The organism is Salinicola sp. CR57 (assembly GCF_003206585.1).
GTDB classification, from domain to species: domain Bacteria; phylum Pseudomonadota; class Gammaproteobacteria; order Pseudomonadales; family Halomonadaceae; genus Salinicola; species Salinicola lusitanus.
The window spans coordinates 235615-249436 of sequence record NZ_PZJL01000004.1 but is presented as its reverse complement, the minus strand read 5'-3'; the positions used below and the strand labels follow the sequence as shown (position 1 = coordinate 249436).

Genomic DNA, 13822 nt, shown 5'->3' with positions numbered 1-13822 from the left:
GGATTCAAGACAGCAGCCGATTCATGCTGCCGCTGCGATAGCCGGCCAGATCCAGCGTCACCCAGGCATAACCCAGTGCCGTGAGCTCCGCGACCAGCCGGTCGTGGTGTGCGAGCACCGTCGTCATGTCCTGGGGCTCGACTTCGATTCGGGCCAGTTCGCCATGATGACGCACCCGGAGCTGTCCGATGTTCAGGGCTCTGACGCGGCGCTCGGCTTCGGCGATCCGCTCCAGCTTCTCCAGCGTGATGCGCTCGCCGTAGGCGACCCGCGACGACAGGCAGGCCAGCGACGGCTTGTTCCAGGTCGGCAGGCCCATGGCCTGAGAGAGTTCGCGAATCTCGGCCTTGTAGAGCCCGACTTCGTGCAGCGGGCCGCGGACGCCATACTCGCGGGCGGCCTGGGTACCGGGCCGGTGCTCACCGTCATCGTCGGCGATCAGACCGAACACGATATTGTGGAATCCGGCATCGACCATGATCGGCGCCAGGTGGGTGAACAGGCCGGACTTGCAGTAGTAGCAGCGGTTGGCGTCGTTGTCGGCGTAACCGGGAATGGCGATCTCCGAGGTCTCGATGACCCGGTGCGGCGCCTCCAGGCGCCGGGCCAGGTCGCGGGCGGCATCGAGTTCCTCGAACGGATAGGATTCCGAATCGGCGGTCACCGCCAGGACGCGTTCGCGGCCCAGCGTCTCCAGCGCGATGGCCAGCAGGAAGGTACTGTCGACGCCGCCGGAGAATGCCACCACCACGTCGCCCATCTCGCGCAGCACCTGGCGCAGCCGTTCGAGCTTGGCGTCGAGCTCGGCGCCCTGGGCCACATCGGCTGTCAGCGGCACGCCAGGCGAGTGCGACGGCGCCGCGTCCACGGCCAAGGCGTCGATCCGTTCGGTTCGGGCCAGCGAGGTCATGGGTTCCCTCCCGTCAGATGTTGGTCGCCGCTCATTCATCGACATAGGGCACGGTCAGCGGCCCCAGCGGCATCACGGCAATGGTCATCTCCTCGCCGTAACGCGTCTTCAACGTCTGCAGCGTCTCGGCGATATCGCGGACCGGCTCCATCAGGGCGGCGCGCGCCTGGGCATCGCTCAGCGTGGAGTAGAGCATGACGTCGGCCCAGCTCTGGATGACCGCCTGCTTCTGAACCTGCCACTGATCGAGCATGGCGAACCCCGGCTCCTCGATCATCTCGAGCAGGGCCTGGGGCGAATCGGCCATGGCCAGGATCTCGGCGAACTTGCCGTGATCGGGAATGCCGTCCGAGCACTCGCAGGCCATCAGGATGGTGCCGCCGCGCTTGACGATCTTGTGCGCGGCGCTCATTCCCTTGACCGCCTGATAGAGGTTCTGGTCCAGCGGGTAGCCGGAGTTGCCGGTGATCACGACGTCGAAGCGCCGATCGGCCTTCACCATCGCGTGTTCGAGTTCGTGCTCGCAGCCCTGGCGGTGGGCCTCGGCCAGGTCGCCGGCGAACACCCGGGTGATCGCCTTGTCGCGATTGAGCGTGACGTTGAGCATGAAATGCGGCGGGCACAGCGCGTTGATCTCGCGGGTCATCGCCTGCAGCGGGTTGTCGTCCATGTTGCCCCAGGTCGACCGCGGGTCGCCGATCATGCGGGCATTATGGAAGGTCATGATCGTCTCGAGACCGGCGATGCCGGGCATCACGCCCTTGGGGCCACCGGAAAAGCCGGCGAAGAAGTGCGGTTCGATGAAGCCGGTGACGATGCGAAAATCGGCCTCGACCCAGCGCCGGTTGAGCCACGACGGGCAGCCGAAGCTGTTGTCGCCGACGTTGACCAGTTCGTCGTAGTTGTCGCAGTGGTTGTTGATGATCTCGATGTGGTCCACCACCCAGTCGCCCAGCATGCCACGGAGCTCCTCGACCGTCTGGTCGCGGTGGGTACCGGTGCCGTTGATGATGACGAAATTCTCGTGCGGCACGTGATCGAGCGTTTCGATCAACAGTGGCACCAGCAGGTGGTTGGGCGTGGGCCGGGTGATATCGCTGATCACGATCGCGACCGTATCGCTGGCCTTGACCATCTCCTTGAGCGGGGGCGTGCCGATCGGCGAGTCGAGCGCTTCGCGGACCCCGGCCGCGGGATCCATCATGGCGTGTTGCGTCGGCGGTTCGACGACGAAGGCGTCGTCCGGCAAGTCGAGTGCCAGCTCACCCTTGCCGTAGAGCAGAGAGGTTTTCATGAGAGCTCCAGGTTGACGGCGCTGGCGCGCCGTCGGGGAATCGCGTGGTTTTCAGCATGCCACGATATCGACGTGGCGTCGCTCAGCCCTCGCGCGCCGTGCCCAGCTCCTCGCCGGCACGAAGGTGCGGTTCGTCTTCGAGGGTGCCGTCGATACCGCGTTTCTTCTGCCAGCGGTCGACCAGCATCACGGCGATCGGCCCCAGGATGGCGGTCGTCAGCGTGGCTATCGAGATTTGCGACGTGGCGATATTGACCAGGTCATGATAGCTCTGCGCCTCGGCCACACTCATCATGCCCGAGTTGGCGGCAACCGCTGCCGCGGCGGCGATGGCGGCCGGTGTTCCGGCAGCGTTGCCGGCCGTGGTCGCTTCCGATACCGGCGCGATGACACTGGGCTCGCGGAACAGCCGGAAGACCAGGATACCGACGCCACCGGTCAGTATCGTCGTCATGACGCCCAGCAGCAGGCCGGCCCCCACGACCTCGGGATTGAAGAAGACCGCCAGGTTCATGTTGGCGCCCAGGGCAAACGCAAAGAACGGGACCGGCAGGATCTCGCCGGGCTTGAGAAAGGCGCGAATGTCGCGATCGAGATTGCCCAGCAGCATTCCCAGCGCGATCGGCAGCAGCACGGCGATGAAGGCGATCACCGGGAACTGGGAGCCCAGCAGGCCCAGCGACATCAGCGTGAAGAACGGGCCATCGTTGAGTGACAGGATCGCCACCGCGCCGGTGTCGGAGCGGTTGCCGTACTGGCTGGTCAGGGCCGCATACATGCCGCCGTTGCCGTTGGTCATGGCGGCGATGATCGCCACGGTCGAAAGACCCAGCAGGCCGTCGATCGGATCGAACATCAAGCCCAGGCCCACACCCACCGCCAGCCCGGTCAGATATTTGGCGGTGACCAGCAGGGCGCCTTTCTTGAGCGCCTTGCCCCCCACGCGCAGGTTCATCTGGCTGCCCGAGCAGAACAGGAACAGCGCGATCAGTACCAGTGCGCCGTCCTTGAACAGCTCCTGGGAAAAACCGCCGATACGCAGGAATTCGTACTGGCCGCTGTCGGTCTGCCCGGCACCCAGCCACTGCAGGATCGCGGTGATCCAGGGCAGGTGGAGCTGATCGATGGTATTGAGCGCAGCGCCGAAGATGAGGGGGACCACCATCAGGCCTCCGGGGACCTTCTGGATCGTGGCGAGCAGTTTCATGGGGTTGACTCCCGTGCGCCATGCGTGGCGAGTGGTTCGCTAGGGAAACGCTGCATAAATGCCGGGGCGGGCAGGTCGCTTCGTTGTGCGGTGCTGGCACGCCAGCCCGGACGGAATTTTTGCCTGTACCGCTTGGGCTCCGGTTTCTGAGCCCTGACGCGTCGTGCTTCACGCCGCTCGTCGACTTATGCAGGGTATCAGTTGATTGGAACGGTAGTTAATTTGATCGAACCGATCATTATTGGCAATTCAACTAAAGATGTAGTGGGTCGGCATGGATGCCGTTGAGCGCTGCGCTCAAAGCGTGGCGGCCACGCCTTGACCGGGCCGTTTCCTCGGCCGCGCGACCTGAGTACCATGCCGCTCATGCCTAGATCCTCCGCCACCAGCGCCGCCCCTCGACTCCGTCCCTATCAGACGCAAGCGGTCGATAATGTCATCGCCCACTTTCGCGGCAGCGACGAGCCGGCCGTGGTGGTGCTGCCCACCGGTAGCGGCAAGTCCCTGGTCATTGCCGAACTGGCAAGGCTCGCCCGCGGTCGCGTGCTGGTGCTGGCCCATGTGCGCGAGCTGGTCGAGCAGAACCATGCCAAATATCTCGCCTACGGCTTGGAGGCGGACATCTACAGCGCCGGCCTCAAGCGCAAGGAGAGCGGGCGGCAGGTGGTGTTCGGCTCGGTGCAGTCGGTGGTCAACGGGCTGGATGATTTCGCCACCGGCGACTTCACCCTGCTGGTGATCGACGAGTGCCACCGCGTCTCGATATCGAAAGAGGCGCTGGCTCGCGGCGCCGACGACACCGAGGACGACCGTCGGCGCAGCGCCTCGACCTACGCGAGGGTGATCGCGCGACTGCGCGAAGCACGGCCCAATCTCAAGATCCTGGGGCTGACCGCGACGCCCTACCGGCTGGGGGAGGGTTTTCTCTATCACCGCCACTACCACGGCATGGTGAAGGGGCCGGAGGACGCCTTCTTCCGCGACTGCGTGTTCGAACAGCCGCTACGGGTGATGGTGCGTCAGGGCTACCTCGCCGAGCCCAGGCGCATCGATGGCGCCCTGGCGTTCTACGACTTCTCCCGGCTGACGCCTCAGCGCAACGGCCAGTTCGCCGAGCGTGATCTCGACGGCGTGGTTCGGGGCAATCGCGCCACGCCACGGATCGTCGATGACGTGATCGAGCGCGCCCGCGACCGGCAGGGCGTGATGATCTTCGCCGCCACCGTCGCCCACGCCGAGGAGGTACTGGGGCTTTTACCATCAGCCGAATGTGCGCTAGTGACCGGGGCGACGCCGGGGCCGGAGCGGGAGCGCCTGATTGCGGCGTTCAAGGCCCGCGAACTCAAGTACCTGGTCAACGTGGCGGTATTGACGACCGGTTTCGACGCGCCGCACGTGGATGTGATCGCCATTCTGCGCCCGACGGAATCGGTGGGGCTCTATCAGCAGATCGTCGGCCGCGGCTTGCGGCTATCGCCCGGCAAGCGCGACTGTCTGGTGCTCGACTATGCCGGCAACCCATGGGATCTCTACGCCCCCGAGATCGACCAGGCGCGCCCGGACAGCGAGAGCGAGCCGGTCCAGGTCGAATGCCCCGAGTGCGGCTTCGCCAACACCTTCTGGGGCAAGCGCGACGGTGATCTGGTGATCGAACACCACGGCCGCCGCTGCCAGGGGCTGCTATCCACACGCGACGCTGTCGATCGCATCCAACCCGGCGCGCAAGACGACAGGTCGAACCCGGAAGCGTCAGCCAGTGCCGGCGTGGGGTCGGTCACCAATGAAAGCCGGGGCGCTGCTTCGGGCACCAATAAAGGCAAGGGCGCGGCTTCGGGCGCCAATGAAGCCAAGGGCGCGGCTTCGGGCGCCAATGAAGCCAAGGGCGCGGCTGCGGGCGCCAATAAAGCCAAGGGCGCGGCTTCGGGCGCCAGTAATAAGGTGCAGTGCACCTTCCGCTTTCGCTTCAAGGTGTGCGAGCAGTGCGGCGGCGAAAACGATATCGCCGCCCGCGCCTGCGGCCACTGCGGTGAACGGCTGGTCGATCCCGATGACAAGCTGCGCGATGCGCTCAAGCTGCGCCATGCCAAGGTACTCAGGGTCAGCGGCATGCAGTTGGCGGCCACCACCAACGGGCGCGGCGTGCCGCGGCTCAAGGTGACCTACCACGACGAGGATGGCGAGACGCTGGACGAGTGGTTCGGCCTCGAGACCCGGGGGCAGCGCCATGTCTTCGCGCGGCTCTTCCTGCGCCGGCATCTGCGCGCCCCGGGTAGCGGCTGGCAGCCTCGCTCGGCCGAGGAGGCGGCCGAGCAAGCGGCACGCCTGCGCGCACCGGACTTCGTCATCGGTCGCAGGACCGGACGTCACTGGCGGGTCGACGAGAAGCTGTTCGACTATGTCGGGCGCTATCGTACCGCCGAAGCGGCGGGTGGCTGAGCGGTGATAACCCGGGGGTCACCGTTTACCCGCTAATTGTTTCACGGAGATTGCGCCGAATTGGCTAGAATGCAAAGGCGCTCGTTGGAGCGCCACGCCACTCGACTCAAGGAGCTCGCCATGAGCTGGACGACCCCGGAAGTGAAGGAAATCTGCGTCGGCATGGAAATCAACGACTACATGCCCGCCGAGTTTTGAGCCCGGCAGCAGGTGCACGCGAAGCCGCAGGCCTGCGGCTTCGCGTGCTGGGGGCAGCCGCCGGTGGCGGCTCCCCGCAGTGGAACTGTCGTTGCGAGGTGTGTCGCCTGGCCTGGGCCGGCGACCCGCGCATCACCCCGCGCACGCAATCCTCGATTGCCATCAGCCGCGACGGCGAGCAGTGGGCGCTGATCAACTGCGCGCCCGAGATTCTCGCCCAGATTCGTCAAAACCCGGTGCTGCAGCCGCAGCACGGTGACCGCCATACCCCGATTCGCAGCGTGCTGCTGACCAACGCCGACGTCGATCATATCGGCGGGCTGCTCAATCTGCGCGAGCGTTCGCCGTTCCGGCTGCTGGCGACACCGTCGATCCAGGCGGTGCTCAAGGCCAATCCGATTTTCGAAGTGCTCAACGCCGAGTGCGTGACGCGCGAGCCGGTGGCACTCGAAACCACCTTCGAACTGCTCGACGGTTTGAGCGCACGGCTGTTCGCGGTGCCGGGCAAGACTGCGCTCTATCTCGAGGGTGACCAGGTCGAGATCGGCGTCGAGGGCGAGGATACCGTGGGCGTGGAGTTCATCGGCGCCGGCTCGCGGGTGTACTACATCCCCGGCTGTGCAGCGATGACGCCGAGTCTTGCCGCGCGCCTGGAGGGCGCCGATCTGGTGCTATTCGACGGCACCCTGTGGCGCGACGACGAGATGGTCGCCGCCGGCGTCGGGGTCAAGACCGGTGCGCGCATGGGGCACATGTCGATGTCGGGCGAGGCGGGCAGTATTGCAGCCTTCGCCGGGTTGGCGGTGCGCCGACGCGTCTTCGTCCATATCAACAACACCAACCCGGTGCTGATCGAGGGCTCGCGGGAGCGCGCCCAGGCCGAGCGCGCGGGTTGGGAGATCGCCCATGACGGCATGGAGCTGAGCTGTTGAGCCTCTCTTTCGAGAATTATCCGGATCTCGTCGAGCCGCTGAGCATGGTGGCGCTGGAGGCGCGCCTGCGCGAGGTGGGCGAGACCCGTTATCACCATCGCCATCCGTTCCAGCTGATGCTGCAGAACGGCGAGCTGGACAAGCGCCAGGTGCAGGCCTGGGCGCTCAACCGCTACTACTACCAGGCGATGATCCCGATCAAGGATGCCTCGCTGATGGCGAGGCTCGACGATCCCGAGCTGCGTCGAACCTGGCGCTCGCGACTGGTCGACCATGACGGTGAAGCGCCGGGCGAGGGTGGCATCGAACGCTGGCTGAAGCTGACCGATGGTCTCGGGCTGTCGCGGGAACTGGTCGTTTCGACCCGCGGCATCCTGCCGGCGACGCGCTTTGCCGTCGAGGCCTATACCCACTTCGTGCGCGACCGGACACTGCTGGAGGCGATCGCCTCGTCGCTCACCGAGTTGTTCTCGCCGATGGTGATCGGCCAGCGGGTGCGCGGCATGCTCGAACACTACGATTTCGTCTCCCGCGAGACGCTCGCCTACTTCGAGCCGCGGCTGACCCAGGCACCGCGCGACGCCGAGATGGCGCTGGATTACGTCAAGCGCCACGCGGTGCGCGCCGACCAGCAGCAGGCGGTGATCGATGCGCTGCGCTTCAAGTGCAGCGTACTGTGGGCGATGCTCGATGCGCTCCAGCACGCCTACGTGACGCCTGGTCAAGTCCCGCTAGGGGCCTGGAACGGCGAGCCGGAAAGGGGAGGGCAGCCGACATGAGTCCATCAGCGCCAGCGCTCGCCGAAGAGGCGATCGTGCGTCTGCCGCGCGGCGTGCGGCTGCGCGAGGACAAGGCTCGCGGTGGCTGGGTGCTGCTGGCACCGGAGCGGGTGTTCCAGCTCGACCCCATCGCCCAGCAGGTGCTGATGCGCGTCGACGGCGAGCGAGACATCGCTGCTATCGTCGATGATCTGGCCGCCACCTTCGATGCCCCTCGCGAGCGCATTCTCGGCGACGTGCGCCTCATGCTCGCCGACCTGATCACCAAGAACGTTCTGGAAGTGACATGAATACCCGGCCGGAAGCGCACCAGTCGCCCCCGATGCAGCCGCCGCCTATTGGCATGCTGGCGGAGCTGACCCACCGCTGCCCGCTGCAGTGCCCGTACTGTTCCAACCCGCTCGAACTGACCCGCAAGCGCGAGGAACTCGAGACCGGGGCCTGGCAGCGGGTCTTCGCCGAGGCCGCCGAGCTCGGGGTGCTGCAAGTGCATCTCTCCGGCGGCGAGCCGGCGTTGCGTCAGGATCTCGAAGCGCTGGTGGCGAGCTGCGCCGAACAGGGCCTCTACTCGAACCTGATCACCGCCGGCGTCAACATCGATCGCGCGCGTCTCGAGGCCCTGGCAGAAGCGGGGCTGGATCATGTCCAGCTCTCGGTGCAGGGCGCGACCGCCCCGATCAACGACCATATCGCCAACCTTCCCGGTGCCTTCGACAAAAAGCTTGCCTTCGCCCGGGAGGTGACCGACGTCGGGCTGCCGTTGACGCTCAACAGCGTGATCCATCGCGCCAACCTGCATCAGATCCCCGATCTGGTCGAACTGGCGCTGACGCTGGGCGCACGGCGACTCGAGATCGCCCATGCGCAGTACTACGGCTGGGCGTTGAAGAACCGGGGCGCGCTGATGCCGCCACGAGAGCACGTCATGGAAGCGCTTGCGCTGGTCGAAGCGGCCCGCGAGCGGCTCGAGGGCAAGCTGGTGATCGACGCCGTGGTGCCGGATTACTATGCGCGGCTACCCAAGCCGTGCATGAACGGCTGGGGGCGCCAGTCACTCAATGTGACGCCCGCGGGCAAGGTACTGCCGTGCCACGCCGCCGAGACGATTCCCGGCCTCGAGTTCTGGAATGTGAACGAACATTCTCTTGGGGGTATCTGGCAGCATAGCCCCGCCTTCAACGCCTATCGCGGCACCGACTGGATGCCCGACGCCTGCCAGAGCTGCGACCGGCGCGAGATCGACTGGGGCGGCTGCCGCTGCCAGGCCTTGATGTTGACCGGTGACGCCACCCAGATGGACCCGGTCTGCGAGCTCTCTCCCTATCACGACGAGATCCAGACGCTGGCGATCGTCGATTCGAAGCGTGACGACGACTTCACCTACCGGCGATTTTCGCGCCAGCCCGCTTGATATCCGGCCGGGGCGTTATGGCCATCGCCGCGCCGTCGACGTCGTGCCGATAGGCCAGCGTCGCCTGCCTTGTTAGACTGCGTTCACTATCCATCAGTGATCCGGGAGGCGGCGTGAGCGTGATCGAATCCGAACAGCCCGATGCCGCCGAGGCGTCGCCATCAGGGCAGTTGCCACTCGACTTCGTGGTCCGGGTCAACGGCGAACGCCTGACCGAGCTGCCGCAGGATCTCTATATCCCGCCGGAAGCGCTCAAGGTCTTCCTCGAGACCTTCGAGGGACCGCTCGACCTGCTGCTCTATCTGATCCGGCGCCAGAACCTCGACATCCTGGCCATCGACGTCGCCGCCATTACCCACCAGTATGTCGAGTACGTGGATCTGATGCAGGCGATGGAGATCGACCTGGCCGGCGAGTATCTGGTCATGGCCGCGATGCTGGCGGAGATCAAGTCGCGTACGCTGCTGCCCCGGCCGCCGAAGGGCGACGAAGACGACGAGGAAGCCGACCCGCGGGCCGAACTGATTCGCCGGCTGCAGGAGTACGAACAGCTCAAGCTCTCCGCCGAGGAGCTCGACTCGCTGCCACGCATGGGGCGGGACTGGTATCCGGCCCAGGCGGCGCTGCCGGAACTCGAGCCGCGGGTTGTCCATCCCGACGTCTCGCTGAACGACCTGCTCGGGGCCCTCGGCGGCATGCTCAAGCGGGCCGATCTGCGCCAGACCCACCGGATCCGTCGCGAGGTCCTCTCGACTCGCGAGCGGATGCTGTCGATCATGGCCAGACTGAAGGCGGATCGCTACACGCCGTTCGAGGCGCTGTTCGACCTTTCCGAGGGGCGCGCGGGGGTCATCGTCACCTTCATGGCGATTCTCGAATTAGCGCGTGAGTCGATGATCGAAATCGTGCAGAATGCGCCGCTCTCGCCGATACACCTGCGGGCCAGGCTGGCGATCGAGGACGGCGCCGCAGGCGACGATGGCGACATCCCGGGCGAGCCGGCTTTCGAGAGCGGGACGTCCGCCTCGACGAGTGGCATCGAGGTATCCGATAACGGCGACGGCGAGATCCGGGCATGAACCGCCTGACCGACCCTTACGTGACCCCGGCGCTGGACGAGATTCTGGAAGCGGTACTGCTGGCCGCCGGCGAGCCGCTCTCGCTGGAGCGCATCGAGGGGCTGTTCGACGACGGCCCGCTCGGCTCGGGGCAGCCGCCGTCCCGTGCCGCCATCCGGGAGTCGCTGAACAAGCTCGGTGACCGGTTGATGGCGGGCGGGGCGCTGGAGTTGCAGGAGTCCGCCTCGGGTTATCAGGTCAGGATCCGTCAGCGCTACTCGCCGTGGGTATCGCGGCTGTGGGACGAGAAGCCGCAGCGATACTCGCGGGCGCTGCTCGAGACGCTGGCGCTGATCGCCTACCGCCAGCCGGTGACCCGCGGGGACATCGAGGAAGTGCGCGGCGTGGCGGTCAGCAGCTCGATCATGCGCACGCTGGTGGAGCGGGGCTGGATCCGGGTCGTCGGTCATCGCGACGTGCCGGGACGACCGGCGGTCTACGCGACCACCCGGGCGTTTCTCGATGACCTGGGGCTGCAGACGCTGGATTCGTTGCCGCCGATGCATGAACTCAAGTCCTTCGAGACGTTCGAAACGGCCATGCACCAGCCGTTCGCCGATCTGCCCGGCGGGGTCGCCCCCGATGCCGGGCCCGGCGCCGACGAGACGGATGGGAGCGATGACGAAGCCGGCGTCGATGACACCGCATCGTTCGACGACACACCGACCGGCAGGGAAGATTCATCGGCAACGTCGGAACCTGCTTCCGACAATGACGAACACGCCGAGATGGCGTCCCCCGGCGAGTCGCTGAGTTTTGCCGAGCTCGAGGCGCGACTGGCCGAACGTGCTCGCCAACGTCGAGATGAACCGGAGGTGCCGGGTAGCGGCACCGATTCGGACTCCGATGGAACGGACACGGACACATGACAGTCGCCGCCTCGAACCGGGCTGCCGATGGCCCGGGCGGAATCTGGCGACTAGCCGAAGAGGCAATGAAGCATCATGACGGATACCAACACCGAGAAACTGCAGAAAGTGCTGGCGCGCGCCGGATATGGCTCGCGACGCGAAATGGAAGCCGCGATCAGCGCCGGTCGGATCAAGGTCAATGGCCAGGTCGCCAAGCTGGGCGATCGCGTCGGCTCGCGCGACCGCGTGGCGCTGGACGACCGGGCCATCAACCTGCGCGCCGTCGAGGAGGTACCCCGCCGGGTCATCATGTACAACAAGCCGGAAGGCGAACTGTGCACGCGCAAGGATCCGGAGGGGCGGCGGACCGTGTTCGAACGCCTGCCGCGACTGAAGGGCGAGCGCTGGATCGCGATCGGCCGTCTCGACATCAACACCAGCGGGCTGCTGCTGTTCACCACCGACGGGGAGCTGGCCAACCGGCTGATGCACCCCTCGCACCAGATCGAGCGCGAATATGCCGTTCGGGTCATGGGTGAAGTGAAGCGCGAACACGTGGTCGCCATGGTCGAGGGCGTGATGCTCGAGGATGGCCCGGCGCGCTTCTCCGATGTCCAGGAGTTCGGCGGCGAGGGCATCAACACCTGGTTCCACGTGGTGATCCTGGAGGGCCGCAATCGGGAAGTTCGGCGGCTGTGGGAGTCCCAGGGGCTGACCGTGAGCCGGCTGAAGCGGGTTCGCTACGGCAATATCTTCCTCGACAAGCGGGCCAAGGCCGGCGAGTGGACCGAGATGACCCAGGACGAGATCGACGAGCTGTCGAACCTGGCAGGCCTCGAACCGCGCAAGGTGCCCGAGCTGACGCCGGACGAGAAGAACCGCTGGAGCCGCGACAAGAACAAGCGGCGCCCGGTGACGGCGATGAAGAAACCGCGTCGCACGCGTCGTCAGGACTCCTGATTCCGGCGTTGAGCCATCGGCCTCGGGGCGGGAAAAAACGCTTGCCTGCTCCGAGGCTTATGAGTAATATGTGCGCCCAGTCGGAAGGGGTCGTTAGCTCAGTTGGTAGAGCAGTTGGCTTTTAACCAATTGGTCGTAGGTTCGAATCCTACACGACCCACCACTTTCCGACGGGTCGCACGATGGGTCGTTAGCTCAGTTGGTAGAGCAGTTGGCTTTTAACCAATTGGTCGTAGGTTCGAATCCTACACGACCCACCATCGATCACTTCCCCGCCGTTTCGGCAGCACTGCACAGCGCCCGCTGTCAGTGGCACGTCTCGGGTCGTTAGCTCAGTTGGTAGAGCAGTTGGCTTTTAACCAATTGGTCGTAGGTTCGAATCCTACACGACCCACCATTTCGATGGTCTCCCGCTTCGCCGACAAATCGATGCACCTCTTCGCGTGGCTGTGTTACTGATTGAGGATTCCCTCAGGAGACCCCTCATGACGTCCTGTTCGCCCCAGCCAGATCTCGCTGCCGATACGTCTCGCCGCGAACCCTCCCGTTCGAGCGCCATCTACCGCCATGCCGACGAGCCGATCGGTGACATCGAGCAGGCCTACAGCGGCCGCCTGACACCCGATCTGGCGGTGAATACCTTCCGCAATATCGACCGCTTGTTTCCCTCGCGGATCATCGCCGCTGGCGCTTCCCCGCGTCCGCTCGGGCAGGCGCCGACGTGCCTCGATGGGGTGGTCGCCAGCGTCAACGGCGAGGCCTACGATCTCTACGACTACCTGGCGTTGAACAGTGTCACCGGCCTGCTGGTGCTACGACACGGCGACATCGTCCATGAGACCTACCAGCGCGGCAATCATCGCGATACCCGCTGGATGTCGATGTCGGTGGCCAAGTCCGTCTGTTCGACGCTGGCCGGCATGGCCATCCGGGACGGGCTGATCCGCGAGGGCCTGGCCGCACAGGTGACCGACTACGTACCGGCGCTGGCGGGAAGCGCCTACCAGGGCGTCAGCCTGCGCGACCTGCTGATGATGGCGTCCGGCGTCGCCTGGAACGAGACCTATATCGACCCCCGGTCCGATCGTCGCGCGCTGCTGAGGGCGCAGATCGCCCAGCGGCCGGGCGGGGCGATGAAGGTGATGGCGGCACTGCCCCGCGCCGCCAAACCGGGCACGCGCCATAATTACAGTACCGGCGAGACGCAGATTCTTGCCGAACTGGTTCGGCGGGCCGTGGGCCGACCGCTGGCCGAATACCTGGCGTTGAAACTGTGGCAGCCCTACGGCATGGAGAGCGACGCGAGCTGGTGGCTGGAGTCCGCCGATGGCGTCGAGATCGGCGGCAGTGGCATCGCGGCAACCTTGAGAGACTACGCACGCCTCGGTCAATTCATGCTCGATGGTGGCCGGGTCGAGGGTCGATCGCTGCTACCCGACGGCTGGATCGACGCCGCCACACGCCCCACGACACTCGCCGGCGGCGATTGGCTGGAATACGGCTACATGTGGTGGACCGCGTGGACGCCATCGTCGCGCCGGGATCGCGCCTTCGCCGCGAAGGGCATTCACGGCCAGTTCATCTACGTCAATCCAACGCGTGACATCGTGATCGCACAGAACGCCGCCGCGCCGAAACCGCTCGGCAGATTGGTGATCGACCCGATGGTGTTCTGCGATGCGGTCGCGGCACATCTCGAGGGGCAGGCCGGCGCGCCAGCCTGAGA

Annotated in this window: 13 protein-coding genes and 3 tRNA genes; 13 read left to right on the top strand and 3 right to left on the bottom strand. The window is 65.8% G+C overall.

Translation table 11 applies throughout. The features are described 5' to 3' along the window. Window positions 1–4 precede the first annotated feature (4 nt). The 3 genes from larE to DOM56_RS05840 all read right to left on the bottom strand — a co-directional run bounded on the left by larE (window position 5) and on the right by DOM56_RS05840 (window position 3411). A complete protein-coding gene (gene larE / locus DOM56_RS05850; RefSeq protein WP_110707926.1) occupies window positions 5–910 on the bottom strand; it encodes an ATP-dependent sacrificial sulfur transferase LarE in 906 nt (301 codons plus the stop codon). 31 nt (window positions 911–941) lie between these two features. Further along, a complete protein-coding gene (larA, locus tag DOM56_RS05845) occupies window positions 942–2204 on the bottom strand; it encodes a nickel-dependent lactate racemase (RefSeq protein ID WP_110707925.1) in 1263 nt (420 codons plus the stop codon). Window positions 2205–2286: 82 nt separating this feature from the next. Further along, entirely contained in the window at window positions 2287–3411 is a 1125-nt protein-coding gene (locus DOM56_RS05840; protein ID WP_110707924.1) for a 2-keto-3-deoxygluconate permease, read from the bottom strand. Window positions 3412–3777: 366 nt separating this feature from the next. Between DOM56_RS05840 and DOM56_RS05835 the strand changes: the two genes are divergently transcribed. From DOM56_RS05835 to DOM56_RS05775, 13 genes are all read left to right on the top strand, one after another. Continuing rightward, window positions 3778–5847: a DEAD/DEAH box helicase gene (locus DOM56_RS05835; RefSeq protein ID WP_110708062.1), complete on the top strand. Its 2070-nt coding sequence runs from the start codon at window positions 3778–3780 to the stop codon at window positions 5845–5847. A 69-nt stretch (window positions 5848–5916) separates the two neighbouring features. Continuing rightward, window positions 5917–6045, top strand: coding sequence for a pyrroloquinoline quinone precursor peptide PqqA (pqqA, locus tag DOM56_RS19825; protein ID WP_232822207.1), 129 nt, complete (start codon window positions 5917–5919; stop codon window positions 6043–6045). A gap of 44 nt (window positions 6046–6089) precedes the next feature. Further along, on the top strand, window positions 6090–6977 hold the full coding sequence (pqqB, locus tag DOM56_RS05825; protein WP_232822193.1) for a pyrroloquinoline quinone biosynthesis protein PqqB: 888 nt from the start codon (window positions 6090–6092) through the stop codon (window positions 6975–6977). Continuing rightward, a complete protein-coding gene (pqqC, locus tag DOM56_RS05820; RefSeq protein WP_232822192.1) occupies window positions 6974–7756 on the top strand; it encodes a pyrroloquinoline-quinone synthase PqqC in 783 nt (260 codons plus the stop codon). Before pqqB ends, pqqC begins: the two co-directional genes overlap by 4 nt. Then, window positions 7753–8046: a pyrroloquinoline quinone biosynthesis peptide chaperone PqqD gene (pqqD, locus tag DOM56_RS05815; RefSeq protein ID WP_110707923.1), complete on the top strand. Its 294-nt coding sequence runs from the start codon at window positions 7753–7755 to the stop codon at window positions 8044–8046. The genes pqqC and pqqD overlap by 4 nt, the downstream gene beginning before the upstream one ends. Further along, window positions 8043–9167 (top strand): pyrroloquinoline quinone biosynthesis protein PqqE, encoded by a 1125-nt coding sequence (pqqE, locus tag DOM56_RS05810; protein WP_110707922.1) that lies wholly within the window; start codon window positions 8043–8045, stop codon window positions 9165–9167. The genes pqqD and pqqE overlap by 4 nt, the downstream gene beginning before the upstream one ends. A gap of 170 nt (window positions 9168–9337) precedes the next feature. Continuing rightward, on the top strand, window positions 9338–10246 hold the full coding sequence (locus DOM56_RS05805; protein ID WP_232822206.1) for a ScpA family protein: 909 nt from the start codon (window positions 9338–9340) through the stop codon (window positions 10244–10246). Continuing rightward, a complete protein-coding gene (gene scpB / locus DOM56_RS05800) occupies window positions 10243–11154 on the top strand; it encodes an SMC-Scp complex subunit ScpB (protein ID WP_110707920.1) in 912 nt (303 codons plus the stop codon). The genes DOM56_RS05805 and scpB overlap by 4 nt, the downstream gene beginning before the upstream one ends. 75 nt (window positions 11155–11229) lie before the next feature. Beyond that, complete coding sequence (rluB, locus tag DOM56_RS05795) at window positions 11230–12096, top strand: 23S rRNA pseudouridine(2605) synthase RluB (protein ID WP_110707919.1); 867 nt, start codon at window positions 11230–11232, stop codon at window positions 12094–12096. 87 nt (window positions 12097–12183) lie between these two features. Continuing rightward, window positions 12184–12259, top strand: a tRNA-Lys gene (locus DOM56_RS05790). A 21-nt stretch (window positions 12260–12280) separates the two neighbouring features. After that, window positions 12281–12356: transfer RNA gene (locus DOM56_RS05785), tRNA-Lys, on the top strand. 61 nt (window positions 12357–12417) lie between these two features. Further along, window positions 12418–12493 (top strand) — tRNA-Lys (locus DOM56_RS05780). Between the two features lie 88 nt (window positions 12494–12581). Beyond that, the gene (locus DOM56_RS05775) at window positions 12582–13820 is read left to right on the top strand and encodes a serine hydrolase (RefSeq protein WP_110707918.1); all 1239 of its coding nucleotides are present in this window, start codon (window positions 12582–12584) and stop codon (window positions 13818–13820) included. Window positions 13821–13822: the final 2 nt, after the last annotated feature.